The following is a 24,655-nucleotide window of genomic DNA, read 5'->3' on the forward strand; positions in this document are numbered from 1 at the left end:
TCACACGCCCTTGCGCATGGCCCGGTTGCCCAGGTACAGGCCGATCGCGGCGACCAGGCAGGCCGACGCGGTGCCGTACAGGACGGAGGGGGCGCCGAGGTCGCCGGAGAACAGCGCGCGCTGGCCTTCGACGATGTACGTGACCGGGTTCGCCGCGCCGACGGCGCGCAGCCACCCGGGCGCGGTGTCCAGGGGCAGCAGCACGCCCGACAGCAGCAGCAGCGGGAACAGGATCGACTGGCTGACGACGTAGAACAGCGTCCCGCCGGGCGCCGACCGGATGGCCAGGACGAACGAGAACGCCCCCAGCCCCACCCCGAACACGGTGAGCTGCGCCAGCCCCGCCAGGACGCCCGCCGGATACAGCTCGAACCCCAGCGGGACGGCCAGCACGATGATCAGCACGGCCTGGGCCAGCAGCACGACCATCGCCTTCATCGCCCGGCCCACCAGCATCGCCGTCCGGTTCAGCGGCGTGACCAGCATGCGTTCCAGCGAGCCGCCGATCAGCTCGACCAGCAGCGTGTAACCGGCCGACATCGGCCCGGTCAGGCACATCATGACCAGGATGCCCGGCACGAACCACTGCCACGACGAGCCGACCGCGCCGTCCAGCAGCGCGCCGAACAGGAACAGGAACAGCAGCGGCTGGCCCATCTCGAACAGCAGCGCGACCGGCTCGCGCAGGACCGGCCGGAACTCGCGGGTGAAGACGGTGGCGGTGTCACGCAGGAAGGTCGTCATCGGTGAGGCTTCTCCCGGTGAGGGTGAGGAACACGTCGTCAAGGGTCGGGCGCGCGGTCTCGGCGGCGGTCACCTTGATCCCGGCGGCGTCGAGCGCCCGCAGGCAGCCGGGGAGCGCGGCGGGCGCGTTCGCCACCCGCACGCGCACGGTGACGCCCTCGGCGCTGCCGCCGGTCAGCTCGGCGGCCCTGGCGGCGTCCTGGGCGGTGTCGGTGGTGACCGTGACGGTGTCGCCGGCCAGGTCGTTCTTGAGCTGCTCGGCCGTGCCGTCGGCGATGATCGAGCCGTTGTCGATGATCATCACCCGTTCGGCCATGTTGTCGGCCTCCTCCAGGTAATGGGTGGTGAGGAAGATCGTGGTGCCGTACGCCTCGCGCAGGCGCAGGATGTGCCGCCAGATGTCGGCGCGGCTCTTCGGGTCGAGGCCGGTCGAGGGCTCGTCGAGGAAGAGCAGGTCGGGGCGGTGGATGAGGCCGAGCGCGATGTCCAGGCGGCGGCGCTGGCCGCCGGAGAGCGTGCCCGGCCTGCGGGCCGCCAGGTCTTCCAGGTCGAGCAGGCGCATCAGCTCGCCGGCCCGCGCGACGGCCTCGGAGACGGTCAGGCCGTAGCAGCGGCCCTGCGTGACGAGCTCGTCCCGGACGCGGAAGCTCTCGCCCGCGCTGTTCTTCTGGCCGACGTAGCCGATGCGGGAGCGCACGCCGGCCGGGTCGCGGGTCACGTCGTGGCCGGCGACGACGGCGGTGCCGGAGGTGGGCGGGAGCAGGGTCGTGAGCAGACGGAGGGTGGTGGACTTGCCGGCGCCGTTGGGGCCGAGGAAGGCGACGAGCCGGCCGGGTTCGACGTCGAGGTCGATGCCGCGGACGGCTTCGACGGTCTCCTTCTTCATGGTGAACACTCGGGTGAGGCCCCGGGTGTGGATCATGGGTGGTGCCTCCTGGGCATGGCGAAGAAGCCCCTGGTCAGGGGCCCTTTCGGGGATCAATTCAGTCTGAGCCGGGTGGTATCGATTTGGCAAACGCGAATGTGACGTTCATATAAGGCTCTGACCTGCGGAAACGACGTCCGGAGAGGCGGTCGCGCAAGGCGGATTTCTGGGCCTCGACATGGGGTTTCGCGCTTTTCTGCGAAGAGGCGTGATATTTCCGTGCTTGCGGCGTGAGTGGTGGCTCCGCGATGATCTCGGGCGTGAAACGCTTGTGGTTAATTGCGGTAATTGCCGCTGTCGGCATGACGGGGGTCGCCGAGGCGGCCGACGGCGTTCCCGGTGTCGACGTCAGCAACTGGACGGGCGACGTGGACTGGGCGAGCGTGGCCTCCGGCGGCGGCAGGTTCGCGTTCGTGCAGGCCACCGAGGGCACGAACTACCGCAACCCACGGTTCGACGCGCAGTTCGGCGGGGCCGCGACGGCCGGGCTCGTGCGCGGCGCCTATCACTTTGCGCAACCGCATGAATCCGACGGGACAGCGCAGGCCGACTATTTCCTTCAGAACGGCGGAAACTGGACCAGCGACGGTCAAACGCTGCCCGGTGTGCTCGATATCGAGGACAATCCGTACAAGGACAAGAACGGCAAGAACAACTGTTACGACCTGTCCGCCGAGGACATGGTCACCTGGATCAAGGACTTCACCAAGAAGTACCGGCAGCAGACCGGCCGGGACGCGATCATCTACACCACCACGAGCTGGTGGCAGACCTGCACGGGCAACTCCGGCGCGTTCAAGGCCAACCCGCTCTGGCTGGCCCGCTGGGGGAGCGACCCCGGCGAGCTGCCGAAGAGCTGGAAGCGGCACACGTTCTGGCAGTCGGCGGAGAAGGGCTCGCTGGCCGGCGGCCAGAACTCCTTCAACGGCTCGGAGTCCCAGCTGCGGTCGCTGGCCAACCCGCCCGCCCGGGTGTCGGTCTCCGGGCTGGTCAAGGGCAGGAAGCTCTACCGGGTCACGATCGCGAACACCGGCCCGCACCCCGTCGAGAACATCGTGGTCTCCGGGCGCGCGTACGGCGGGCAGAAGGTGGTCAAGGCCCCCGGTTGCAAGTTCAGCGGCACGGCGGTGCGCTGCGTGGTCGGCAAGCTGGAGCGGGGCCAGAAGGCCGCCTTCACCTTCACCACCAGCCCGAAGGCGAAGGGCCGGGTCGGGATGGTCGTCAAGGTAGGAACGGTCACACTTAACCTCGAAAGCTGAAATATCGCGATAGGTAGGATAAAACCCGGGATCTCGGCTTAAGGGAGAAACGGGTGGCGTGGCGGCGGCTGGGCCTGGCGGTGACCGCGCTGGTCGTCCTGCTGGCCGGCACGGCGTCCATGCCGTTGTCGACGTTCGTGCCGTCCAGGATCGTGCGCATCGCGTACGAGATCGAGCGGTACGACATCACGTACTCGTGGGGCGGCGGCCACGGTGAGCGGCCCGGCCCCACGAAGGGCACCTGCCTGGGCTACAGCGGCCGAATCAAGCCCTGCCCGGCCGCGCGCACCCGCGGCCTCGACTGCTCCGGCCTGGCCCGCTGGGTGTACGCCCTGGCCAACGGAAGGGACGTGCTCGGCCCCGGCAACACCGACGACCACGTACGCAGGATGCGGCCCGTTGAGCGGGGCCTGCCGGGCGATTTAGTCTTCTTCGGAAAAATCACGAAAAATAAGATCAAGACGCATCATGTGGGCATCTATCTGGGTCGTGGGAAGATGATGAACGCGCCCGAGACGGGGGCTTCGGTGCGCATTGACGATATCGGGCGAAGATCGGACTTCGCAGGCTTCTACCGGTACTGAAAGCGGGCGCTACCGGTACGGAAAAAGGGTGCCATGCTCCAGTTACACCTCCTTGGACCGCTCCACGCCACCCTGGACGGCCGCCGGCTCGACCTCGGCTCCGCCAGGCAGCGCGCCGTGCTCGCCCGTCTGGTCGCCGCCGACGGCCAGGTCGTCTCGACCGACCGGTTCATCGAGGACCTGTGGCAGGGACAGCCGCCGCCCAAGGCACTGGCCGCGCTCCAGGTCTACGTCTCGAACCTGCGCCGCGTCCTCGAACCCGACCGGCCGCCGCGCGCCCCCGCCGGAGTGATCGTCAGCGCCCCGCCCGGCTACCGGCTCTGCCTGCCCGACGAGGCCGTGGACGCCTGGCGGCTGCCCGGCCTCATCGACGCGGCCGGCGCGGCGCTCAAGCGGGGCGCGGGCACCGTCGCCCACGACCTGCTCGACCAGGCGCTCGGCCTGTGGACGGGGGCCGCCTACGCCGAGTTCACCGAGGAGTGGGCCGCGCCCGAGGCGGCCAGGATGGCCGAGCTCAGGCTCGTCGCCGTCGAGTACCGCGCCGAGGCCGCGCTGCTGATGGGCCGCCACGCCGAGGCCGTGCCGGAGCTGCGCGGGCACGCCGACGCCCATCCCCTGCGCGAGAACGCCGTCCGCCTGCTGGCCCTGGCCCTCTACCGGTCCGGCAGCCAGGCCGAGGCGCTGGCCGTGCTGCGCCAGGCCCGCGAGAACCTGGCCGAGGAGCTCGGCGTCGATCCCGGCCCGGCCCTGCGCGCGCTCGAACAGGACATCCTCCGCCAATCCGAGTCCCTGCACGCGCCCGAGGTCGTCGAACACGTCCAGGAACGGCCCGTGGCCGCGCAGGAGCCCTCGATCGTGGGCCGGGCCCGCGAGCTGGCCGCGCTGCGGGAGGAGGCCGTGCGGCCGCTCAGGCGCACGGTCTGGCTGGGCGGCGAGCCGGGCGCGGGCAAGAGCGCGCTGGCCGAGGCGTTCGCGGCCGAGCTGGCCGAGCGCGGGTGGCGGGTCGCGTTCGGACGCTGCCCGGAGATCGACGGTGACGCGCCGCCCGCCTGGGCGTGGAGCGAGATCGTCCGGCAGCTCGCCGCCGTACGGCCGCCCGCCGCCGCCGACGCGGCCCGCCTGGCCCCCCTCCTGAACGACGGCGTCGCCATCCAGAACCAATTCCAGCTCGCCAGGGCGGTGGCCGGCTACCTGGCGGGCTGCGCGCCGCTGCTCGTGGTGCTCGAAGACGTCCACCGGGCCGACGGCGAGACCCTGCACCTGCTGCGGCACCTGGACCACGCCGCCCGGATCCTGGTCGTCGCCACCTACCGCCCAGCCGAGACCACCGAGGACCTGTCCGCCACCCTGGCCGCGCTCGCCACCGGCAGCAGGCACGTCGAGCTGGCGGGGCTCGACGAGGCCGCCGTCGCCACGCTGCTCGAACGCCACTCCCAGCGCGCCGGCCTCGACCCCGCCACCGTCCGCACGGTCCTGGAGCGCACGCTCGGCAACCCGCTGTTCGTCTGCGAGATCGCCCGCCTGCTGGCCTCCGAGGGGCCGCAGGCCGCCGAGGCGCTGCCGCCCGGCGTGCGCGACCTGATCCGCCGCCGCATCACCCGTCTGCCCGCGACCGCCCAGACCGTGCTGCGCAACGCCGCCGTCGTCGGCAGGGACGCCGACGTGGACGTGCTGATCGCGCTGCACGACGGCGACGAGGACACCGTCTTCGACGGCCTGGAGGCCGGCGTCATGACCGGCCTGCTGACCGAGCCGGGGCCCGGCCGCGTCAGGTTCACGCACGTCCTGGTCAGGCAGGCGCTGTACGAGGACACCGCGCGGATCCGCCGGACCCGGCTGCACGGGCGCGTGGTGTCGGTGCTGGAGCGGCTGCGGCCGAACGACGTGGCGGCCCTGGCGCACCACGCGCTGGAGGCCGCCGCGCCGGACGCCGTGCGGTACGCCAGGGCGGCGGCCGTCCAGGCGTCCGGCCTGCACGCGCACCGCGAGGCGGCGGCGCTGTGGCGCGCCGCGCTGGAGTTCGCCGCCGACGACGCGACCCGGCTCGACCTGTTGTGCGGACTGGTGTCGGCGCTGGGCCACGCGGGCGACGTGCTGGGCGCGCTGGCCGCCAGGGCGCAGGCCGTCGAGCTGGCCGCCCCGCACGGCGCGCTCGCCCGCGCGCTGACCTCCTACGAGGCCCCCGTGGTCTGGACGATCCAGGTGGACTCCCTCTACAACAGGGACTTCATGGAGGCCGTGGAGCGCGAGCTGGCCGCCGGTCCCGACGACGAGACGCGCTGCCGCCTGCTGGCCGCGCTCGTGTTCGAGCTGGAGGGGCACGACGACGACCGCGTGGACGCCGCCGGCGCCGAGGCCCTGGCCCTGGCCCGCCGCCTCGGCCGTCCCGACCTGCTCTGCCTGGCGCTCAACGCGCGCTACTTCGCCGTGCTCAGCCCGGAACGGCGGGACGAGCTGGAGGCCGTCGGCGCCGAGCTGCTGGAGCTGGGCCGCACCCACCGGCTCGTCGGCTACCTCACGCTGGGCCACTGCGCGCTGCTCATGGCCGCGCTCGGACGCACCGACCTGGAGGCGGCCAGGCGGCACGCCGACAGCGGCGTGGCGGTGTCCACCAGCGGCCAGCTCGGCATGTCGCTGGCCATCCTGGCGCTGTTCGGCGCGCTGCGGAAGCTGGTCGAGGGCGAGTTCGACGAGGCGGAGGCCGTCTACACCGGGCTCACCGAGCAGATGGCCGAGCGCGGCGGCGTCAACGCGCGGGCCATGGGCGCTCTGGGCAGGTTCGCCGTCCGGATGGCCCGCGGCAACGTCCGCGACTCCCTGGACGAGCTGGCCGCCATCCGGGAACGCGTGAACAGCAACACCGTGCACGAGATCTACGCCGGGGCGCTGGCGGCCGCGGGCGAGCTCGACGCGGCCCGGCGGGTGTGGCGGCCCGAGTCGTGGTTGCCGCGCAACTACTACTGGCTGATGTGGCAGGCGCTGCGCGGCCAGACCGCCGTCGCCCTGGAGGACCGCGAGGTGGCCGCACGCTCCTACCGCGTCCTGCTGCCGTGGGCGGACGAGCTGGCCGGGATGAGCAGCGGGTCGGTCACGCTCGGGCCGGTCGCCCTGGTGCTCGGCGACCTGGCCGAGCTGCTCGGGCTGCCGGCCGACGGCCACTACGCGCAGGCTCTGCAGGTCGCCGAGCGCGTCGGCTCGCCGCACTGGGCGCGGGCGGCCCGCCGCCGGGCGCGCCGCTGAGCGGGTCCCTGAGGGCTCACGGCGTGCCGAAGATCAGGCTTTGGCGGCGGCGGTGGCCGCGGCCCATGAGCGCGAGCAGCACCACGAGCACCGGCCCGGCCAGGCGCCGCAGCTCGGCCAGCTCCTCCGGCCGCGCGTACTGGGCGATCCTCGGCAGGTCGAACCGGGCGTCCCCGCCCTTCCTGACCTCGGTCTCGACCTTCTGCCAGTCCGCCTCCGAGACGTACTTGGCGACGACCGGGAAGATCAGCCGCTCCTCCTCCTCGATGTGCTCGTCCAGCAGGTCGGCGAGCGCGGCCAGGGACTTGGCCATCCGCCGGGCCGCCTGCCCGTCGGAGCCTAGCTGGACCGCGGCCGTCGTGATCTCCTCCAGCAGCGGGTCGAGCGCCGCGTGGTCGTCGGTGAGGTCGCTCAGGTCCACCTCCGCGCCCGCCGAGCGCACGATGACCGGCCACAACACGTTGTCCTCGGCCTGGTGATGGTGGTGGATGCCCGCGCAGAGCTTGGCGGTGAACGTCGCGATCGCCCGCAGCCGCTCCTGACCGGCCCGCTGCTCGCCGGCGGCGATCGCGCTCATCACCTCGGCCAGACGACGGGTGTCCCCGCGCATGGCCCGGTGCGTGATGCGGAATCCGAGCATGTTGGGTGCCATTTCGGTGCTCCTTCTGTCCGTTTGGCACCAGAGTGGGACGCCGCTCTTAGACACCTCTTGGTGCCGACTTGGCATGGCGGTAACGCCTGTGGCGGACGGAAATTGAGAGACCCGGCGGCTAGGGTGTGCCGCTATGGACAGGCGATGGGTCGGCCTCGACGGCGTCGAGGTCGTGCCGGCGATGCGGGCGGGCCGGCAGGTGCTGCGGGTGCGCAGGAACGGGTGGCTGGTCGCCGACTGCCGTTCGGTGGCGGAGGTGGCCGCGCTCGTCGACCTGGCCGATCTGTGCGAGGTGGTCGATCTCGCCGCGCGCCGCGGATCCGGCGGCGCGGTGGAGGCCCGTACGAGTTCGCATCATGGCTGAGTGCCGTGTATGGTTACACCTGTCCGCAGCGAGCGGACAGGCCCCTATAGCTCAGTCGGCAGAGCGTCTCCATGGTAAGGAGAAGGTCAACGGTTCGATTCCGTTTGGGGGCTCTTGTAATGAGCGGATATGACGCCCGGCCAAGGTGACTTGGAGCCGGGCGTTTTTCGTTGTGCGGGTTGTGCGGGTTGGGCGGCGCTTGTCGTGGGGCTTCAGCCGGCCCCAAGAAGGCTCCAAGGGCGGGCGTGTTCCATGACGGTCATGAGAAACATGTTCGCGGCCCGTGGCGTGCGCCGGGCGCTGGCTCTGATCCTGCTCTCCGTCTCGACCGTGCTGACGATCAGCGTGGCGAGCAGTCCCGCCTACGCGTGGAACCCGGCCAACGACGGCTGGCACAAATGCCTGATCGACGGCAAATGGATGTGGTGCAAGGACCTGTAGGTCCTGCGGGCGAGCCGCTCTTCCCGTGCGGGGAGGGCGGCTTTTTCGTGTCGTGCGGTTGCTCACGTTCTGGCCCTGCGGGACGCGAAGGCGGGGAGGTCGATCACCTCGACCAGGTCGGCGAGGTCCACGTGGTGGACGATCTGGGCGATGGTGCCGTAGTAGCCGAGGAGGTAGCGGCGGCCGTTCACGGTCTGGGTGACCTTGATGCGCTGCCTCGCGCTGAGCGTGATGATCTCGACGAGGATGCCGCGGGGGCCGTGCCAGCGTGTCACGCCACAACTCTACGCAAAACGGACAAAAGCATAGAATGTGGACCGTCGGGCAGGAGGCCGGTGAGGGTTGGTTGCCCACACCCGAAAGCTCCGGACGCGGGGAAGCGTCCGGAGCTTTCGCTTGCCCGGCGTAGTGGCGTTACGCGAGCTCGCCGGCGGCGGCGTTCCCTGCTGCACGGAGATGTCGGCGTCCCGGCGGCGAGTCATCGGACGCGCGTCGGATGGGCACTGTCGGCCGGAATTGCGTCGGCCAGGGGGTCTGCGACTGGGGGGCCTGGTCAGGGGCCCGTCGGCGGAGAGAGTGCCGCTGGTGGAAGGGGCGGCGGGCCAGGCGCGATGGGGCCGGCGACGGGCACGGTGTCCGCCTGGTTCAGCACCGCAGGAGGCGCGGCGCCCGGCCTAGGCAGGCCCCCGAGGGGATCGGCGTGCGGATGGACGGAGGCGACGTCGAGAACCCCGGAATGCTCGAAGGGCGGAACGCCGAGGGACAGCGCCGTCCGGGTGAGCTGGAAGCCGGACGGGGGCATGCGATTGGTCCGTACGCGCTCCCAGGCCCGCTCCCACTCCGGCACCCGATGCTCGGGAACCCCGCAAGCCAGCAGGAACGACACCATCACGGCCTTGTTCGGAAACCGCCGTCCGGCCAGCATGTCGGCACAGGTGGCCTGGGGAAGCCGGGGTCCGCCCGCCGTGTCCGCCCGCGCCTGGAGCTCCCGCAACGACACGTCCGCCCGCGCGAACTGCTCGGCGAGCAGCCTCGCCAGGCCCTCGTGACAGCTCACCGACTCCACGCCGGGTTCCGCGCCTTCCTGGTCCTCGCCCATCGCCCCTCTCCCCGACCCGGCCTTCTTCCTGCCCGCCAGTGTACGAACGATGACCGTACGTGTCCGGAGGGATTTCGGGACGTCCGAGTCGGGCTCGCGCGTGGACGACTCCGGACGAGTCTGTCCGCCCTGCTGTTGGACACCGGCGCCCGGTCGCTTTCCTGGCAATCGAGCGCACACCAGCGCCGAAACCCCGAGCAGCTCAAGCAGAACGAGCAGAAGAGGAAGACGACATGAACAGGAAACTGGCACTCGCCGCCGGCGTCGCCGCGGTCCTATCCGGGCTTGTCATCCCGTCCGCCCCCGCCTCGGCCGGCAGCCTCCAGTGCAACAGCGGCCGGGCCCCGGAGGACGGCTACGTCGGCCGCGCCGACTGCCACAACCCGACCGGCCAGACCTGGGTCTACCGGGCCGTGATCACGTGCGGCTGGAGCCCGGACGTCGTCGGCCCGTGGATCACGCTCGGGCCCGGGGCCTCGGGCAGGTCCGAGGGCAAATGCGCAAGCTGGGGCAGCGGCGTCGGCGCCGTAGGCGTGGACGAACGCCAGTCGTAACCCCCCGCCCCAGCCCCCCTGTGCGGTCGCACGGGGGTCCGCCGCGCCCCCTCGCGCCCACCCTGGGGTCGCCCATCCTCATCCGCGCGGGTCCGCCCACCGCGTGGAGGCGCGCCGCCGGCGTTCGCCGGGGGCACGCCCGTTCGCCGTACGGACGGGCGTCGCCGGCGGCCGCCGGGGAGCCCTTCGGACCACCGCGGGAACGGGCGCAGCGGGTGTGCGTTCGTCGCTGCGTGCCTGGTCCGGAGGTTCGCGCCGGCAAAGGGGGGCTGCTAGTGTGGCGGTGGCCTCCGCGGGTGATTCCCCAGGCGAGACCCAGGTGGCATGATCGGATTTCGGTTGTCGGAGGTTCCTGGGGCATACTGGTAGCACCCCACCCGATCAGGTGAGTTACTAATGTGCTCCCAGCTTCGGGTATCCTCTACGGGCCGGGAGTTTCCGGCCAAGGCGGAGTAGCTCAGTCAGGCAGAGCAAACGGCTCATAATCGTTGTGTCGCCGGTTCAAGTCCGGCCTCCGCTACTACCCAATCCCAGGTCGGTCGGCCTGGGTACGGGTGTGTCCATGTCCCGAACGTAGAAAGGCACTCCCAAGTGGCTGCCACCGACGTTAGGCCGAAGATCACGCTGGCCTGCCAGGAGTGCAAGCACCGCAACTACATCACGCGGAAGAACCGGCGCAACGACCCGGATCGGCTTGAGCTGAAGAAGTACTGCCCGAACTGCCGCTGCCACCGCGCGCACCGCGAAACCCGCTAGCGGTACTTCTGCCTCCATATCGCACAACCGGCGTCCCGGACGGGGCGCCGGTTTGTCGTGTTCTCCCTGCTTTGAGGCGTCTTTCTAGGCGCTGACCCGGGCCCCGGCAAAAAGCACGCCATGAGCGGCGACAGCCGAACCTTGTTCTGTTACCGTCTGGCTCAGCAGCGCTCGTTGAAGACATCCGAGGGAGCACTGATGGCCTTGAACCGTGACTTCGTGGGCAGGACCTATCCATCCGCCGCCCCGTACGAGGTCAGCCGGGTGAAGATCAAGGAGTTCGCGGCGGCGATCGGCGACAACAACCCGGTCTACCGCGACAGGGAGGCCGCCAGGGCCGCCGGATACCCCGACGTGATCGCGCCGCCCACGTTCCCCATCGTGTTCAGCCTGCAGGCGGGCGGCGAGGCGCTGGTCGACCCCGAGCTGGGCCTGAACCTCGCGATGGTGGTCCACGGCGAGCAGCGGTTCGAGTACGTCAGGCCCGTCTGCGCGGGTGACGAGCTGGTCACCACCGCGACGATCACCGACATCAGGAGCGCCGGACGCAACGAGCTGCTGACGATCAGGAGCGACGTGACGACGGTCGCCGGAGAGCCGGTCTGCACGACCTACAACACGATCGTCGAGCGCGGAGGGGCGGGCTGAGATGGCGGCCACGGTGAGGTACGACGAGGTCGAGGTCGGGCAGAAGCTCCCGGCCGTGGGCTACAACGTCCGGCGGCTGAACCTGGTCATGTACGCCGGCGCCTCCGGCGACTTCAACCAGATCCACTGGAACGAGCGCTTCGCCCGGACGGTCGGGCTGCCCGACGTGATCGCGCACGGCATGTTCACGATGGCCCAGGCCGGCCGGTTCGTCACGGACTGGGCGGGCGATCCGGGCGCCGTGCTGGATTTCGGCGTGCGCTTCTCGTCGATGGTGATCGTGCCCGACGACGACCAGGGCGCGACGATCTCGGTGAGCGGGGTCGTCGAGGAGAAGCTGGAGGACAAGCGGGTGGTCGTCGGGCTGACGGCCAAGGCGGGCGACGCGAAGGTCCTGTCGAAGGCGCGTGCGGTGGTACAGCTCTCCTGATCCCGTGATATGTCGGGCGGGTCGCGGGTAGCCCGTGTTGTTATGAGTGAAGTTGCGCGACAGGTCTGGCCCACCGTTCGTTCCATCCCCGTGTCGTCCGTGACCGATGCCAAGCCTCCCGCTCACCTGCGTCCGGCGTCCCCTGAGCAGGTGGGGGGCAGCAGCGGCACCGGACGGGACACCACGGGCGGTTCGGCCACCGGCGTCGGCACGGGCCGCGCCCGGCCCAGGGGTGCGGGCGCGCACGGGAACCCCGCCGCCGCGCTGGGCTTCTCCGGCGACCCCGGCCAGCACGGCGACCCGGACGACACGATGCTGCACGCCCAGCGCGTCTGGGACGGCACCCTCGCCACGAACCGCATGGACGACCTGGGCGTCAACACCGAGCGCCAGCGCGTCGAGACCAAGGACGTGACGGTCTCCGCCGGGCTGCTGGTGGACGGCCGGCCCGGGGACGTGCTGGAGTGCGTCCAGTCGGTGATCGAGCACACGCACGCCCGGATCCTCGCCCTCGACCTGGGGAACGTCGACGGCGCGGGAGACGTCCTGGACGAGCTGGCCGAACGGCATCCGGAGCGGATGGTGGTGTGGCACGTCGCCGAGACCTCGCGGGCGGCCGGGGGCACGGCGGGGTGGGGCGAGAGCCGTACCAAGCTGTTGCGGCTGGACGAGTCCGAGGTGCACGTGCTGATGGAGACCTCGCTCGCGCTGACGGGGGACGCCTTGACGCCGCTGGTGGCGGCCATCGTGGAAGGGGCGGTGGCGGCGGGGTGGCAGGCGGCCGAGGCCGAGGAGCCCGGCAGGGTGGGGGCGTTGCGCTGCGACCTGATGGCGGTGCGCAGGGCGGCGGCGCTGGGGGCCTTCCCCGAGGGCGCGGAGCGCGGCGAGGAGGCCGACCTGGAGTTCTCGTACGCGCTGGAAGGCGGCCTCGTGGTGCCCGAGGGCCCCCTCCCGGTCCGCCGGCTCGACTCCACCCGCCGCAGCGACCAGCCCCTCCACAGCTGACCCCGCCCTCGCCCCCCGGAGAACCGATCGGCGGCGTCGGCGCGGGCGCGTGCACGGGTGGGGGGTGCGGTTGTGGGAGCCGCAGGGGGTTCGGGACGGTGTCGTGGGGGCTGGGGGGCTCATAAGCTTGGTGGCCATGGAGATGCTCGCGTCGCACACCACCCTGGGCCTGGGCGGCCCCGCCCGCGACTTCGCCGAGGCGGTCACGGCGGAGCAGCTCGTGTCCCTCGTCGCCGAGGCCGACATGAAGGGCGTGCCGACCCTGGTGCTCGGCGGCGGCAGCAACGTGGTGATCGGCGACGAAGGCTTCGACGGCCTGGTCGTCAAGGTGGCCACCCAGGGCGTGACGGTCTCCAGGGACGGCGAGCAGGTGCTGCTCACGGTCGAGGCCGGCCAGGACTGGGATCCGCTGGTCGAGCGGGCCGTGGCCGAGGGGTGGTCCGGCATCGAGTGCATGTCCGGCATCCCGGGCCTGGTGGGCTCGACGCCGATCCAGAACGTCGGCGCGTACGGCCAGGAGGTGGCGCAGACCATCAGGTGCGTGCGGGCCTACGACCGGCTCACCCGGCAGGTGGTCGACCTGGAGGCGCGTCAGTGCGGGTTCTCCTACCGCGACAGCGCGTTCAAGCGGGACCTGTCGCGGCACGTGGTGCTCGCCGTGACGTACGCACTGGACGTGTCGGACATGTCCGGCCCGGTGGCCTACCAGGAGCTGGCCGGGCGGCTCGGGGTGGAGCTCGGCGGCCGCGTGCCCCTCGGGCCGGCCCGTGAGGCCGTCCTGGGGTTGCGGCGGGGCAAGGGCATGGTCTTCGACCCGGCGGCCGACCCCGACAGCCGCAGCGCGGGCTCGTTCTTCACCAACCCGATCCTGACCGCCGAGGAGGCCGCCGAGCTGGCCGGACGTGCTCCCGGCCACCCCCGCTGGGACCTGCCCGACGGCCGCGTCAAGGTGCCGGCCGCCTGGCTGATCGAGCAGGCGGGCTTCCCCAAGGGCTACGAGCGCGGCCCGGTGCGCATCTCGACCAAGCACACGCTGGCCCTCACCAACCCCGCGGGCGCCGCCTCCACGGCCGACCTGCTGGCGCTGGCCGCGGAGGTGCGCGACGGGGTGCGGGAGAAGTTCGGCGTGACGCTGGTCAACGAGCCGGTGCTGGTCGGCTGCACACTGGCGGCCGAGCCGGGGGCCGAGCCGGGGGCGGAAGCGGTGTCCGAGCCGGGGGAACAGCCGGCGGAATGACGGCTTCACGTGGGCTGTTATGGTGTGTTGGTAATTCCGAAGGGGAGTAGTCCCAATCGTGTGATCGACATACTGGCGCGTGATCGCGCCCGGTCACACGGGCCTTGACGGGCGGACGAGACCTTCGGCCTGGCAGTCATGGACAAAGACGCTGCCGGGCCGAAAGTCGTGCCCGAAGATCCCCCGGGTGCCTGCTTCCGGTCTGGTCGCGGGAAAGAGGACCGGTTGGAAGCGTTCTGGATCAGTCTCGCGGTCATTTTCGTGGCCGAGCTCGGTGACAAGAGCCAGCTCATGGCGATGACGTTCGCCACCCGTTTCAAGCCCTGGCCCGTGCTTGCGGGCATCACCATCGCCACCACCGTCGTGCACCTGCTGAGCGTGGCCGTGGGCGGGCTGGTCGGGAAGGCGCTGCCGACGACGGCCATCTCGATCGTGGCCGGCATCGCCTTCCTCGGGTTCGCCCTGTGGACGTTGCGGGGCGACGAGCTGACCGAGGAGGAGGAGGACAAGGCCCGCAAGACGACCAGGAACGTCCTGGTCGCGGTGACCGTGGCGTTCTTCCTGAGCGAGCTGGGCGACAAGACGATGCTCGCCACGATCACCCTGGCCACGCAGCACGGCTGGGTCGGCACGTGGATCGGCTCGACCGTGGGCATGGTCGCCGCCGACGCCCTGGCCATCCTGGTGGGCCGCCTGCTCGGCAAGCACCTCCCCGAGAAGGTCATCCGGTACGGCGCCGCCGCCGCGTTCGCGGTGTTCGGCGTCATCCTGCTGGTCGAGGCGCTCATCTAGGAGCGCGGCAGCCGTCCGTGGACGTCGGCGAGCAGGCCGAGCACCGGCTCGCGGCTCTCCCGGGCGAAGGCGGCCTCCAGCGCCCGGGCCGCGGGCCCGTCGCCGAGCCAGGCGAGGACCTGGGCGTGGGCGGGGGCGTCGCGATCCCAGAAGGCGTTGGTCAGCCGCCGCCCCGACAGGCCGTCGGTGACGAAGTCGCGCAGGTGGGCGATCGCCGCCTCGTTCTCCAGCGCGGCCCAGGCGTCGAGGAAGGGCGTCAGGTCGACGCCGGTGGCGGCGACGGCGCACAACACCGTGTCCGCCGGTGGGCGGGAGGGATGGCGGCGCAGCGTGTCGAGCCACCATTCGTGCAGGAACGCGGTGACGGCCGCGCGTTCGCCGGCCGGCCAGCCGTGCCAGCCGGCGACGGTGAGCTTGCCGAGGACGATCTCCGGGTCGGGGTAGGAGAACGCGTCGGCCGCCGCGCATTCGAGCAGGCGCGGCAGGAAGTAGCGGAAGGCGGGGACGTCCCCCCACGTGGTGAGCGCCTTGGCCGCGTAACGGGCCAGCGAGCCGGCCTCGATCGCCGAGACGGGGCCGGACAGCAGGCACGCCTGCTCGCCCGGCTCGACGCAGTGGGGGCAGCCGGGCACGCTAGTGGGCCTCGCGACGGCTCCGAACACCTCGTAGAGCCGCCCGAGGGCCGTCGCCGTCAGTCGAGGGTGAAGTAGTCGGGGCCCGCGTACCGGCCGGTGGCGAGCTTCTGGCGCTGCATGAGCAGGTCGTTGAGCAGCGAGGACGCGCCCAGCCTGAACCAGTCGGGGGACAGCCAGTCGTCGCCCGCCGTCTCGTTGACCAGCACCAGGTTCTTGATGGCGTCCTTGGTCGTGCGGATGCCGCCGGCCGGCTTCACGCCCACCTGGCGGCCGGTGGTGTCGCGGAAGTCGCGCACCGCCTCCAGCATGATCAGGGTGACCGGCAGCGTGGCCGCCGGTGACACCTTGCCGGTGGAGGTCTTGATGAAGTCGGCGCCCGCGATCATGGCCAGCCAGGACGCCCGGCGCACGTTGTCGTAGGTCGCCAGCTCGCCCGTCTCCAGGATCACCTTCAGGTGCGCGGCGCCGCAGGCGGCCTTGACCGCGACGATCTCGTCGTGGACCTTCATGTAGTCGCCGGACAGGAACGCGCCGCGGTCGATCACCATGTCGATCTCGTCGGCGCCCGCGGCCACGGCCAGCGCCGTGTCGCTCACCTTGACCTCCAGCGGGGAACGCCCGCTGGGGAACGCGGTGGCGACCGAGGCCACCTTGACCCCCGAACCGGCCACCGCCCGGACGGCCACCTCCACCATGTCGGGATAGACGCAGACCGCCGCCACCTTGGGGGCGCCCCCGCCCGGGTGCACGGCCTTGGTGCACATGGCCCGCACCTTGCCCGCCGTGTCGGCGCCTTCGAGCGTCGTCAGGTCGACCATGGAGATGGCCAGGTCGATGGCCTGGGCCTTGGCCGTGGTCTTGATGGAACGGGTGCCGAGCATGGCCGCCCGCTGGTCGGCGCCCACCCGGTCGACTCCGGGAAGGCCGTGCAGGAAGGCGCGCAGCGTCGCGTGGGACGAGGCGACGTCCGCGAGCGAGGTAGTCACAGTTGACACCTTCACAGCATCGCCGACCAGGGCCACTACCTCCAAACCGGACGGACGGGAACGCCGCCTAAGGCGGGGCGGGCGCCGCCCTAGGTATGTCCGGCCCCGCGTACGCCCGCAGATAGGACATCCACCTGATGTGGCGGGCCGGGACTTAGGCCGAACATTGAAGATGTCAGGAAAAAGCAGCAAATGTTCAGGAGAACACCGTGAACCCCGAACTCGAGTACGAGCTCATGAAGTCCCACGCCAGCGAGCTCCGGCGGGCCGCCGCCGAGCACCGCCGAGTACGCGAGGCGATGAAGGGAAACAAGGCCGAGCGTCGCTCGGTCTTCGGCAAGCGCCGTTCGTCATGACCGCCCCCAGAGAGCCCGGCCGCGTCATCAGTTGTGGCGGCCGGGCCTCTGCACCCCCCTAAACCCCGTCGAAACTGATTGATAGGGCATGGCATGCTGAACGACATGCTGGGACGTTCGGTGAGTCCCGTCTTCGTCGGGCGGGCGGAGGAGCTCGCCGCTCTCGCAGAGAGCTTCGACGAGGCACGTAAGGGCACGGTGACGGCCGTGCTCATGGGCGGGGAGGCCGGGGTCGGCAAGAGCCGGCTCGTGCAGCGCTTCGCCGAGTCCTGCGTGGCCGACGGCGCGCAGGTGCTGGTCGGCGGCTGTGTGGAGCTGTCGGCCGAGGGCCTTGCCTACGCGCCCTTCACCGCCGCGCTCAGGCAGCTCGTCAGGGAGCAGGGCCCCGCCGCGGTGGCCGCGCTGCTGCCCGAAGGCGCCCAGCGGGACCTGGCCAGGCTGCTGCCGGAGTTCGGCGAGCCCAGCGGCGACGGGGAGACGGAAACGGGCCGCGCCCGGCTCTTCGAGCAGTTCCTCACCCTTCTCGAACGCCTCGCGGACAGCCGCCCCACGGTCCTCGTCATCGAGGACATCCACTGGGCCGACCGCTCCAGCCGCGACCTGATCGCGTTCCTCAGCCGCAACCTGCACGCCCCGCAGGTGCTCATCGTCATGACCTACCGCTCCGACGACCTGCACCGGCAACATCCGCTCCGCCCCGTGCTGGCCGAGCTCGGCCGGGTGAACGGCGTCCACCGCCTCGACCTGCCCCGCCTGTCGCGCGACGAGGTGGCCGCGCAGATGGCCGGCATCCTCGGCGCCGCGCCGGAATATGTGAAGGTCCAGAAAGTCTACGAACGCAGCGAGGGCATTCCGCTGTTCGTGGAGGCGCTGCTCGACGGCGGCGAGGACTGCACGTTCCCCGAGTCCATGCAGGACCTCATCCTCAGCGCCGTCGAACGGCTGCCCGAGGACACCCAGCGCGTCCTGCGCATGGCCGCGGCCGGCGGCAACCGGGTGGGCCACGCGCTGCTGGCCGCCGTCAGCGGGCTGTCCGAGATCGAGCTGGAGGCGGCGCTGCGTCCCGCCATCGCCGGGAACGTGCTGCAGATCGCCGACAACCGCGCCTACGTCTTCCGGCACGCGCTGATCCAGGAGGCCGTGCACGAGGAGCTGCTGCCGGGCGAGCACCAGCGCCTGCACTCCCGGTACGCCGAGGAGATCTCCAAGGACCGCTCGCTCGTCCCGCCCGGCCGGGCCGCCGTCGAGCTGGCCCACCACTGGTACGGTGCCCGCAACGACCTCTGGGCCCTGGTCTCGGCCTGGGAGGCCGCGCAGAAGTCGTTCAAGGCGTACGCCTACACCGAGGCCGTGCCGCTGCTGGAACGCGTGCTCATGCTCTGGGACCGGGTCCCCGACGCCGCCCGGCGCATCGGCGTCGACCACACCGCCGTGCTCGAACGCGCCTCCGAGGCCGCGAACGCCGGCGGCGAGGTGGACAAGGGCGTGAAGTTCGTCAAGGCCGCCCTCGCCGAGCTGGACGAGACCGAGGAGCCGGGCCGGGTGGCCCAGCTCATCGTGCGGCAGGCGTCGTTCAAGGCGTCCAAGGGCCAGATGGGCGTGATCGAGCTGCTCCGGCACGCGCTGCGGCTGGTGCCCGAGCCGGGCCCGGTGCGCGCGGAGGTCGTCATGCCGCTGAGCAGGCAGCTCATGCTCCGCGGCCAGATCGCCGAGGGCGAGGAGCTGATCCACGAGGGCCTCGACCTGGTCAGGCGGTCCGGCGACAAGTGCCTCGAAGGCGACCTGCTGATGAACCTGGCGCTCGGCCACTCCCTCAGAGGTGAGCTGGAGCAGGTCATCGCCGTCAACGAGCAGGCGATGGCGCTCGGCAAGACCGAGAGCTCGGGCCGCATCATCATCAGGGCGATCGGCAACAACATCGACTCCCTCATCGACATGGGCCGCGCCGAGGAGGCCCTGCGCCTGTCGGAGCAGGGCTGGGAGTACGCCAAGAAGTACGGCAGGCTGCGCGGCAGCGGGCTGTTCATCCTCAACAACTGGGCCGAGGCGCTGGAGTCGCTCGGCCGCTGGGACGAGGCGCTCGACCTCGTGGACAGCGCGCTCAACTACGGGCCCGTCCTGCGCACCCAGTACGCGCTGCTGCGCGTGCGCGCCGACATCGGGCTGGCCAGGGGCGACCTGCAGCACGTCGAGGGCATCCTGTCGGAGATCGGCGTGCTCAAGGACCGTCCCGAGGACTTCGTCCAGGACGTGATCAGCAACGCGCGCCTGCACATCGGCTGGCACCTGCTCAAGGGCGAGCCGTGGGCGGCGCTGGCCGTGGCCGAGCGGGCGCTGTCGCATCCCAGGCTGCCGAGCAAGGCCATGCTGGGCTGGCGGCTGCTCTCCCTGCTGCGCACGGTCTGCGACGCGGCGGAGGACCTCGAACCCGGCCGGACCGCCGCGGTACGGGCGCACGCCGCGGAAGTGGCGGCCGAGCTGACGATCAGCGGGCCGGTGGCGGAGGCGTACCGGCTGTCCTACAGCGGTGACTTCGACGCCTCGGCGGCGGCGTGGGAGCGGCTGATGCGGCCGCACAACCAGGCCAAGGCGCTGCTGCGGGCGGCCGGCGTCGCGGCCAGGAGCGGTGACAGGGAGGGCGCGGCGTCCAGGCTCCGGCAGGCGCGTCCGCTCGCCGCCGCGCTGCGCGCCACCCCGCTCGCCGAGGAGATCGAGGCGCTGTCGCGCCGCGTGGGCGGCGGCCCGCAGGCCCAGGAGACGCCGTCGGAGCTGCTGACGCCGCGTGAGCTGGAGGTGCTGCGCCTGGTGACCCAGGGCCGCACCAACCGCGACATCGCCGCCGAACTGTTCATCTCGGCGAAAACCGTCAGTGTGCACGTCTCGAACATCCTGGCCAAGCTGGGTGTCACCACGCGCGGAGAGGCCGCCGCGGCGGCGCATCGCCTGTCACTCCTGTCCTAGGAGCTCCGGGCCCCTCTGAGCACTCGGACCGACCGTCTACGCTGGCAAGGTGATGTCCCTATACCTCACCCTGGCGTGACGGCGATGTTCGACTACGCACCCGCGCCAGAGTCGCGCGACATTGTCGATCTCAAGCCGTCGTACGGGTTGTTCATCAACGGTGAGTTCGTGGACGGCTCCGGCTCCCCCTTCAAGACGGTCAACCCGGCGACGGAGGAGAAGCTGGCGGAAGTCGCCTCGGCCTCCTCCGACGACGTCGACCGGGCCGTGCAGGCGGCGCGCAAGGCGTTCGGCGTGTGGAGCGCCCTGCCGGGCGCCGAGCGGGCCAAGTACCTGTTCCGCATCGCGCGCCTGATCCAGGAGCGGGCCCGCGAGCTGGCCGTCCTGGAGTCCCTCGACAACGGCAAGCCCATCCGCGAGTCGCGCGACGTCGACCTGCCGCTGGTCGCGGCCCACTTCTTCTACTACGCGGGCTGGGCCGACAAGCTGGCCTACGCCGGGTTCGGCACCAAGCCGCTGGGGGTGGCCGGGCAGGTCATCCCGTGGAACTTCCCGCTGCTCATGCTGGCCTGGAAGATCGCTCCCGCGCTGGCCTGCGGCAACACGGTGGTGCTCAAGCCCGCCGAGACGACCCCCCTGACCGCGCTGCTGTTCGCGGAGATCTGCCGGCAGGCCGAGCTGCCGCCCGGCGTGGTCAACATCGTGACCGGCGCGGGCGACACCGGCGCCGCCCTGGTGGCCCACCCCGACGTGAACAAGGTGGCCTTCACCGGCTCGACCGAGGTCGGCCGGATCATCGCCCGCGCGGTCGCGGGCACCGACAAGAAGCTCACGCTGGAGCTCGGCGGCAAGGCCGCGAACATCGTGTTCGAGGACGCCGCCGTCGACCAGGCGGTCGAGGGCATCGTCAACGGCATCTTCTTCAACCAGGGCCACGTCTGCTGCGCGGGCTCCCGGCTGCTGGTGCAGGAGTCCGTCCACGACGAGCTGCTGGAGGCGCTGAAGCGGCGGCTCGGCACGCTGCGGCTCGGCGACCCGCTGGACAAGAACACCGACATCGGCGCGATCAACTCGGCCGAGCAGCTCGCCAAGATTCGCGAGCTGTCCGAGGCCGGGGCCGACGAGGGCGCCGAGCGCTGGTCGCCCGCGTGCGAGCTGCCCGACCGCGGCTACTGGTTCCCGCCCACCCTGTTCACCGGGGTCGCCCAGTCCCACCGGATCGCCCGGGAGGAGATCTTCGGGCCGGTGCTGTCCGTGCTGACCTTCCGCACCCCGGCCGAGGCCGTGGAGAAGGCCAACAACACCCCGTACGGGCTGTCGGCCGGGGTCTGGACCGAGAAGGGCTCGCGCATCCTGTGGATGGCCGACCGGCTGCGGGCCGGGGTCGTCTGGGCCAACACGTTCAACAAGTTCGACCCCACCTCGCCGTTCGGCGGCTACAAGGAGTCGGGGTACGGCCGTGAGGGCGGGCTCGCCGGGCTGGAGGCCTACCTTGACGTGTGATCATCGCCGTTCCGGGCGGTCCGGGCGGCGTGCCCAGGCCACCCGCGGGCACGCCTTCGCCCGCGCCGGCCGGCCCGTACGCGTCGGCTGGTACGCCCACCGCTGCGGCGTCAGCAGGTGCGGCCAGGTGTTCGCCCCGGTCCAGACGTCGCAGGAGTCCACGTGGAGAGGTCGGGGCGATGAGTAGGTTGTCCGTCAGAAAGACCTACAAGCTGTACATCGGCGGGGCCTTCCCGCGCTCGGAGAGTGGGAGGTCCTATCCCGTGACCTCGCCCAAGGGCGACTTCCTCGCCAACGCCTCGCGCGCCTCGCGCAAGGACGCGCGCGACGCCGTGGTGGCCGCGCGCAAGGCGTTCCCCGGCTGGTCCGGCGCGACCCCCTACAACCGGGGGCAGATCCTCTACCGCGTCGCCGAGATGCTGGAGGGGCGGCGCGGGCAGTTCGCCGAGGAGCTGGGCCTGGGCAAGAAGGCCGCCCTGGAGTCGGTGGACGCGGCGGTCGACCGGCTGGTCTGGTACGCGGGCTGGTCCGACAAGATCACGGCGGTGCGCGGGTCGGCGAACCCGGTGGCGGGGCCGTACTTCAACCTGTCCTCGCCGGAGCCGACCGGGGTCGTGGCCGTGGTGGCGCCCGCCGATCCGCTGCTCGGCCTGGTGTCCGTGGTGGCGCCGGTGATCGTCACCGGCAACACGTGCGTCGTGGTCGCCTCCGAGCCCTCGCCGCTCGCCTCGATCACGCTGGCCGAGGTGCTGGCCACGTCCGACCTGCCGGGCGGGGTGGTCAACATCCTGACCGGTCAGCAGGCCGAGCTGGCGCCCTGGCTGGCCGCGCACATGGACGTCAACGCGCTCGACCTCACCGGGGTCGAGGACGCCGACCTGGCGCTGCGCTGCGAGCAGGAGGCGGCCGAGAACCTCAAGCGCGTGCTGCGTCCCGTGCGCGAGGACTGGACGGCCGATCCGGGGCTCGGCCGGATGACCCGGTTCCTGGAGACCAAGACCGTCTGGCACCCGGCCGGCGTCTAGGAGAAGCCGGGCGGGCGTAGCGGCGGGTGGGCCGCCTGGAGCTGGGCGGCCAGGGCCAGCAGGTGCGGCTCGCCGCCCGGCGGCGCCACGAGCTGCACGCCGATCGGCAGCGCGCTGGAGTGCGTGGCGACCGGCACGGCCATCGCGGGCCAGCCGCACAGGTTCCACGCAGCCGTGGTGGGCGCGTACCTGACGTTGGCCAGCAGGTTGGCCAGCAGGCCGCGCCCGCCCCAGCGGTCGGCGCGCGGCGGCAGGGCGGCGAGCGCCGGCGTGATCATCACGTCGGCGTCGCCGAACCAGGTGTCGGCGCCGTAGCCGCTCCAGCGTTCGCGGCCGCGCCGGCCGTCCAGGCCGATCCTGGTGAGCGCGCGGCCGGCGCGGGCCAGCGCGCGGGTACGCCGTTCCAGCGCGTGCGGATCGAGGCCGTCGACGGCGGCGGCGGCCCGGCCGAGCCAGGTGGCCACCCCGGCGGGGCCGAGCCAGGCGGGCAGGCGGTGCGGGTGCTCGACGACGGTGTGCCCGGCGTGCCGCAACGTCTCGGCGGCCGCTCGCACCGCCGCCTGGAACTCCCGGTCCACGGGCAGGCCCGGCGGCATCGGCTGGGGGGCGTAGGCAACCCGCAGGTCGAACGGCTCGGGGCTGTCCTGCGGCGGTTGCGGCTCCCACACCTCTTCGTCGTCGGCCCAGACCGAGCGCAGCATGCGCGGCTTCGGCTCGACCCGGTGGCCGGTGCGCCACGCCTCGGCCAGCGCCGGGTCAGCGGCCAGGACGGACAGCGCGAGCGACAGGTCGGCCGCGGTCGTGGCGAGCGGGCCGTTCTCGGTGAGCCCGTCCCAGTCGTCGGCGGGCGGCGGGACCAGGCCCGTGCCCGGCTTGACGGCCAGCACGCCGCAGCAGGCGCCCGGGATGCGCAGCGACCCCATGCCGTCGTTGCCGAGCGCGATCGGCACCATCCCGGCCGCCACCGCCGCCGCGCTGCCCGACGACGAGCCGCCGGCGGTGCGGGCGAGGTTCCAGGGGTTGCGCACGACGCCGTACGGGCTGTCGCCGAAGCCGACCAGCCCCAGCTCCGGCAGGTTGGTCAGCCCGACGATGACCGCGCCCGCCGCGCGCAGGCGGGCCACGGCCGGATGGTCCTCCCGGGCGGGCGCGCCGGACGTGGCCGCCGAGCCGCCGCGGGTGGGCTCGCCGGCCACCTCCAGGTTGTCCTTGACCGCCACCGGGACCCCGGCGAGCGGCAGGTCGGCGAGGTCGCGGCGGTCGCCCACGGCCCGCGCCTCGTTCATCGCCTGCTTCCTGACCAGCCGGAAGGCGCCCACCCGGGAATCCCGCTCGGAGATGCGGCGAAGGTGCTCCGCCACGACGGTCGTGGCCGTGACGTCGCCGCGCCGGACGGCCGCCGCGATCTCGATGGCGGTCCTGCCTGCCCACAACATGTCTAGAGTGTGCAGGTTTTCACTCTTCCTTGCGAGAGCCCCTGCCGGGCTCCCGCCCGGCCTCCTTCAACGCCAGCCGCAGCGCGAACTCGATCTGCGCGTTGATGCTGCGCAGGTCGTCGGCCGCCCACTTGGCGATGGCGTCGTAGACGGCCGGGTCGAGGCGGAGCAGGAGCTTCTTGCGCTCAGGCATACAGACTGCCGGCGTTCACCACCGGCTGGGTCGCCCGGTCGCCGCACAGGACGACCAGGAGGTTGGAGACCATCTGGGCCTTGCGCTCCTCGTCGAGCTCCACGACCCCCTCGGCGGCCAGCCGGTCGAGCGCGAGCTGGACCATGCCGACCGCGCCCTCGACGATCCTGGTGCGGGCGGCCACCACCTGGCTGGCCTGCTGGCGCACCAGCATGGCCTGGGCGATCTCCGGCGCGTAGGCCAGGTGGGTGATGCGGGCCTCCAGGATCTCGATGCCGGCCAGCTCGGTGCGCTCGCGCAGCTCGGCGGTCAGCTCGCCGGCGACCTCGGCGCCGTCGCGCAGGCTGGTGCGCTCGGGCTCGTGCGAGTCGTACGGGTGGGTGGTCGCGAGGTGGCGCACGGCGGCCTCGGACTGGATCGCGATGTACTCCTCGTAGTCGTCGACGGAGAAGGCGGCCTTGGCCGTGTCGGTGACCTTGTAGACCACCACCGCGGCGATCTCGACCGGGTTGCCGTCGGCGTCGTTGACCTTGAGCTTGGCGGTCTCGAAGTTGCGCACCCGGAGGCTGATGCGGCGCTTGGTGGTGAACGGCGTGACCCACTGCAGCCCCGCCACGTTGACCGTGCCGACGTAGCGGCCGAGGAACTGCACGACCTTGGCCTCGTTGGGGTTGACCACGGTGAAGCCGGAGGCCACGAGCGCGAAGAGCACGATCCAGGCTATGCCGAGCGTCTCGATCGAGACCAGCGCCGCGCCGCCCAGCAGGAGGAGGACAAGCAGGACGAGGAATCCGTTGACCCGGAAAGCACGACGTTCCATCGCGACTCCT

At 71.7% G+C, this 24,655-nt stretch carries 26 protein-coding genes and 2 tRNA genes; 18 read left to right on the forward strand and 10 right to left on the reverse strand.

Annotation, left to right across the window (positions count from 1 at the left end; all coding sequences use genetic code 11):
• Entirely contained in the window at positions 1-744 is a 744-nt protein-coding gene (locus AB0J71_RS10600) for an ABC transporter permease (RefSeq protein WP_352320972.1), read from the reverse strand.
• Positions 725-1,666 (reverse strand): ATP-binding cassette domain-containing protein, encoded by a 942-nt coding sequence (locus AB0J71_RS10605; protein WP_352320974.1) that lies wholly within the window; start codon positions 1,664-1,666, stop codon positions 725-727. Before AB0J71_RS10605 ends, AB0J71_RS10600 begins: the two co-directional genes overlap by 20 nt.
• Before the next feature lie 251 nt (positions 1,667-1,917).
• On the opposite strand from AB0J71_RS10605, the gene AB0J71_RS10610 reads away from it, so the two are divergent.
• From AB0J71_RS10610 to AB0J71_RS10620, 3 genes are read left to right on the forward strand one after another with little or no spacing between them, the layout of a single operon-like run.
• On the forward strand, positions 1,918-2,928 hold the full coding sequence (locus tag AB0J71_RS10610; protein ID WP_352320976.1) for a lysozyme: 1,011 nt from the start codon (positions 1,918-1,920) through the stop codon (positions 2,926-2,928).
• Between the two features lie 53 nt (positions 2,929-2,981).
• Positions 2,982-3,512 carry an NlpC/P60 family protein gene (locus AB0J71_RS10615; RefSeq protein ID WP_352320978.1) on the forward strand — a complete coding sequence of 177 codons (531 nt, stop codon included), beginning with the start codon at positions 2,982-2,984 and terminating at the stop codon, positions 3,510-3,512.
• 33 nt (positions 3,513-3,545) lie between these two features.
• Positions 3,546-6,752 carry a BTAD domain-containing putative transcriptional regulator gene (locus tag AB0J71_RS10620; protein ID WP_364413772.1) on the forward strand — a complete coding sequence of 1,069 codons (3,207 nt, stop codon included), beginning with the start codon at positions 3,546-3,548 and terminating at the stop codon, positions 6,750-6,752.
• A gap of 16 nt (positions 6,753-6,768) precedes the next feature.
• On the opposite strand, the gene AB0J71_RS10625 is transcribed toward AB0J71_RS10620, so the two are convergent.
• Positions 6,769-7,404, reverse strand: coding sequence for a hemerythrin domain-containing protein (locus AB0J71_RS10625; protein ID WP_352320982.1), 636 nt, complete (start codon positions 7,402-7,404; stop codon positions 6,769-6,771).
• A gap of 133 nt (positions 7,405-7,537) precedes the next feature.
• On the opposite strand from AB0J71_RS10625, the gene AB0J71_RS10630 reads away from it, so the two are divergent.
• The 3 genes from AB0J71_RS10630 (at position 7,538) to AB0J71_RS10640 (ending at position 8,209) form a co-directional block, all read left to right on the forward strand.
• Positions 7,538-7,768 carry a transposase gene (locus tag AB0J71_RS10630; RefSeq protein WP_352320984.1) on the forward strand — a complete coding sequence of 77 codons (231 nt, stop codon included), beginning with the start codon at positions 7,538-7,540 and terminating at the stop codon, positions 7,766-7,768.
• A 40-nt stretch (positions 7,769-7,808) separates the two neighbouring features.
• Positions 7,809-7,881: transfer RNA gene (locus AB0J71_RS10635), tRNA-Thr, on the forward strand.
• A 148-nt stretch (positions 7,882-8,029) separates the two neighbouring features.
• On the forward strand, positions 8,030-8,209 hold the full coding sequence (locus AB0J71_RS10640; protein ID WP_352320986.1) for a hypothetical protein: 180 nt from the start codon (positions 8,030-8,032) through the stop codon (positions 8,207-8,209).
• 62 nt (positions 8,210-8,271) lie between these two features.
• Here the strand turns inward: AB0J71_RS10640 and AB0J71_RS10645 are convergent, their stop codons facing one another.
• Entirely contained in the window at positions 8,272-8,484 is a 213-nt protein-coding gene (locus AB0J71_RS10645) for a hypothetical protein (protein ID WP_364413774.1), read from the reverse strand.
• Positions 8,485-8,762: 278 nt separating this feature from the next.
• Positions 8,763-9,308, reverse strand: a complete 546-nt coding sequence (locus tag AB0J71_RS10650; protein ID WP_364413776.1) for a hypothetical protein — start codon at positions 9,306-9,308, stop codon at positions 8,763-8,765.
• Between the two features lie 233 nt (positions 9,309-9,541).
• Here AB0J71_RS10650 and AB0J71_RS10655 point away from each other — a divergent pair, with 233 nt between their 5' ends.
• From AB0J71_RS10655 to AB0J71_RS10690, 8 genes are all read left to right on the forward strand, one after another.
• Positions 9,542-9,862, forward strand: a complete 321-nt coding sequence (locus AB0J71_RS10655) for a hypothetical protein (RefSeq protein WP_352320992.1) — start codon at positions 9,542-9,544, stop codon at positions 9,860-9,862.
• A gap of 446 nt (positions 9,863-10,308) precedes the next feature.
• Positions 10,309-10,382, forward strand: a tRNA-Met gene (locus tag AB0J71_RS10660).
• Positions 10,383-10,453: 71 nt separating this feature from the next.
• Entirely contained in the window at positions 10,454-10,618 is a 165-nt protein-coding gene (rpmG, locus tag AB0J71_RS10665; RefSeq protein ID WP_019632658.1) for a 50S ribosomal protein L33, read from the forward strand.
• 198 nt (positions 10,619-10,816) lie between these two features.
• Complete coding sequence (locus AB0J71_RS10670; RefSeq protein WP_352320994.1) at positions 10,817-11,266, forward strand: MaoC family dehydratase N-terminal domain-containing protein; 450 nt, start codon at positions 10,817-10,819, stop codon at positions 11,264-11,266.
• Position 11,267: 1 nt separating this feature from the next.
• Positions 11,268-11,696: a MaoC family dehydratase gene (locus AB0J71_RS10675; RefSeq protein ID WP_364413778.1), complete on the forward strand. Its 429-nt coding sequence runs from the start codon at positions 11,268-11,270 to the stop codon at positions 11,694-11,696.
• Between the two features lie 99 nt (positions 11,697-11,795).
• On the forward strand, positions 11,796-12,701 hold the full coding sequence (locus AB0J71_RS10680) for a hypothetical protein (RefSeq protein ID WP_364413780.1): 906 nt from the start codon (positions 11,796-11,798) through the stop codon (positions 12,699-12,701).
• Between the two features lie 136 nt (positions 12,702-12,837).
• Complete coding sequence (locus AB0J71_RS10685) at positions 12,838-13,938, forward strand: UDP-N-acetylmuramate dehydrogenase (protein ID WP_364413782.1); 1,101 nt, start codon at positions 12,838-12,840, stop codon at positions 13,936-13,938.
• 225 nt (positions 13,939-14,163) lie between these two features.
• Complete coding sequence (locus AB0J71_RS10690; protein ID WP_352321001.1) at positions 14,164-14,730, forward strand: TMEM165/GDT1 family protein; 567 nt, start codon at positions 14,164-14,166, stop codon at positions 14,728-14,730.
• Here the strand turns inward: AB0J71_RS10690 and AB0J71_RS10695 are convergent.
• Entirely contained in the window at positions 14,727-15,362 is a 636-nt protein-coding gene (locus AB0J71_RS10695) for a hypothetical protein (protein ID WP_364413784.1), read from the reverse strand. The genes AB0J71_RS10690 and AB0J71_RS10695 overlap by 4 nt on opposite strands.
• Positions 15,363-15,421: 59 nt before the next feature.
• Complete coding sequence (gene deoC, locus AB0J71_RS10700; RefSeq protein ID WP_364413786.1) at positions 15,422-16,351, reverse strand: deoxyribose-phosphate aldolase; 930 nt, start codon at positions 16,349-16,351, stop codon at positions 15,422-15,424.
• Between the two features lie 209 nt (positions 16,352-16,560).
• Between deoC and AB0J71_RS10705 the strand changes: the two genes are divergently transcribed.
• The 4 genes from AB0J71_RS10705 to AB0J71_RS10720 all read left to right on the forward strand — a co-directional run bounded on the left by AB0J71_RS10705 (position 16,561) and on the right by AB0J71_RS10720 (position 22,196).
• A complete protein-coding gene (locus AB0J71_RS10705; protein ID WP_352321007.1) occupies positions 16,561-16,707 on the forward strand; it encodes a hypothetical protein in 147 nt (48 codons plus the stop codon).
• A gap of 93 nt (positions 16,708-16,800) precedes the next feature.
• Positions 16,801-19,668, forward strand: coding sequence for an AAA family ATPase (locus AB0J71_RS10710; RefSeq protein ID WP_364413788.1), 2,868 nt, complete (start codon positions 16,801-16,803; stop codon positions 19,666-19,668).
• Positions 19,669-19,752: 84 nt separating this feature from the next.
• Entirely contained in the window at positions 19,753-21,171 is a 1,419-nt protein-coding gene (locus AB0J71_RS10715) for an aldehyde dehydrogenase family protein (RefSeq protein ID WP_352321010.1), read from the forward strand.
• Between the two features lie 179 nt (positions 21,172-21,350).
• A complete protein-coding gene (locus AB0J71_RS10720) occupies positions 21,351-22,196 on the forward strand; it encodes an aldehyde dehydrogenase family protein (RefSeq protein WP_352321012.1) in 846 nt (281 codons plus the stop codon).
• On the opposite strand, the gene AB0J71_RS10725 is transcribed toward AB0J71_RS10720, so the two are convergent.
• Genes AB0J71_RS10725 through AB0J71_RS10735 form a run of 3 tightly spaced genes read right to left on the reverse strand, consistent with a single transcriptional unit; the run spans position 22,193 to position 24,645 of the window.
• A complete protein-coding gene (locus tag AB0J71_RS10725; RefSeq protein WP_352321014.1) occupies positions 22,193-23,632 on the reverse strand; it encodes an amidase in 1,440 nt (479 codons plus the stop codon). The two genes, AB0J71_RS10720 and AB0J71_RS10725, sit on opposite strands and share 4 nt — an antisense overlap.
• A 19-nt stretch (positions 23,633-23,651) precedes the next feature.
• Positions 23,652-23,825 (reverse strand): hypothetical protein, encoded by a 174-nt coding sequence (locus tag AB0J71_RS10730; protein ID WP_352321015.1) that lies wholly within the window; start codon positions 23,823-23,825, stop codon positions 23,652-23,654.
• Positions 23,818-24,645: an SPFH domain-containing protein gene (locus tag AB0J71_RS10735; protein ID WP_364413790.1), complete on the reverse strand. Its 828-nt coding sequence runs from the start codon at positions 24,643-24,645 to the stop codon at positions 23,818-23,820. The genes AB0J71_RS10730 and AB0J71_RS10735 overlap by 8 nt, the downstream gene beginning before the upstream one ends.
• Positions 24,646-24,655: the final 10 nt, after the last annotated feature.

The sequence above is a fragment of the Nonomuraea sp. NPDC049637 genome, from assembly GCF_040675235.1.
GTDB lineage: Bacteria > Actinomycetota > Actinomycetes > Streptosporangiales > Streptosporangiaceae > Nonomuraea.

Excerpts from the sequence above, each read along its gene's own strand:
- AB0J71_RS10725 (WP_352321014.1), bottom strand. The coding sequence starts at position 23,632 with ATGTTGTGGGCAGGCAGGACCGCCATCGAGATCGCGGCGGCCGTCCGG.
- AB0J71_RS10715 (WP_352321010.1), top strand. The coding sequence starts at position 19,753 with ATGTTCGACTACGCACCCGCGCCAGAGTCGCGCGACATTGTCGATCTC.
- AB0J71_RS10685 (WP_364413782.1), top strand. The coding sequence starts at position 12,838 with ATGGAGATGCTCGCGTCGCACACCACCCTGGGCCTGGGCGGCCCCGCC.
- AB0J71_RS10720 (WP_352321012.1), top strand. The coding sequence starts at position 21,351 with ATGAGTAGGTTGTCCGTCAGAAAGACCTACAAGCTGTACATCGGCGGG.
- AB0J71_RS10655 (WP_352320992.1), top strand. The coding sequence starts at position 9,542 with ATGAACAGGAAACTGGCACTCGCCGCCGGCGTCGCCGCGGTCCTATCC.
- AB0J71_RS10730 (WP_352321015.1), bottom strand. The coding sequence starts at position 23,825 with ATGCCTGAGCGCAAGAAGCTCCTGCTCCGCCTCGACCCGGCCGTCTAC.
- AB0J71_RS10710 (WP_364413788.1), top strand. The coding sequence starts at position 16,801 with ATGCTGAACGACATGCTGGGACGTTCGGTGAGTCCCGTCTTCGTCGGG.
- AB0J71_RS10650 (WP_364413776.1), bottom strand. The coding sequence starts at position 9,308 with ATGGGCGAGGACCAGGAAGGCGCGGAACCCGGCGTGGAGTCGGTGAGC.
- AB0J71_RS10605 (WP_352320974.1), bottom strand. The coding sequence starts at position 1,666 with ATGATCCACACCCGGGGCCTCACCCGAGTGTTCACCATGAAGAAGGAG.
- AB0J71_RS10670 (WP_352320994.1), top strand. The coding sequence starts at position 10,817 with ATGGCCTTGAACCGTGACTTCGTGGGCAGGACCTATCCATCCGCCGCC.
- AB0J71_RS10620 (WP_364413772.1), top strand. The coding sequence starts at position 3,546 with ATGCTCCAGTTACACCTCCTTGGACCGCTCCACGCCACCCTGGACGGC.
- AB0J71_RS10630 (WP_352320984.1), top strand. The coding sequence starts at position 7,538 with ATGGACAGGCGATGGGTCGGCCTCGACGGCGTCGAGGTCGTGCCGGCG.
- AB0J71_RS10625 (WP_352320982.1), bottom strand. The coding sequence starts at position 7,404 with ATGGCACCCAACATGCTCGGATTCCGCATCACGCACCGGGCCATGCGC.
- AB0J71_RS10600 (WP_352320972.1), bottom strand. The coding sequence starts at position 744 with ATGACGACCTTCCTGCGTGACACCGCCACCGTCTTCACCCGCGAGTTC.
- AB0J71_RS10675 (WP_364413778.1), top strand. The coding sequence starts at position 11,268 with ATGGCGGCCACGGTGAGGTACGACGAGGTCGAGGTCGGGCAGAAGCTC.
- AB0J71_RS10735 (WP_364413790.1), bottom strand. The coding sequence starts at position 24,645 with ATGGAACGTCGTGCTTTCCGGGTCAACGGATTCCTCGTCCTGCTTGTC.
- AB0J71_RS10640 (WP_352320986.1), top strand. The coding sequence starts at position 8,030 with ATGAGAAACATGTTCGCGGCCCGTGGCGTGCGCCGGGCGCTGGCTCTG.
- AB0J71_RS10610 (WP_352320976.1), top strand. The coding sequence starts at position 1,918 with ATGATCTCGGGCGTGAAACGCTTGTGGTTAATTGCGGTAATTGCCGCT.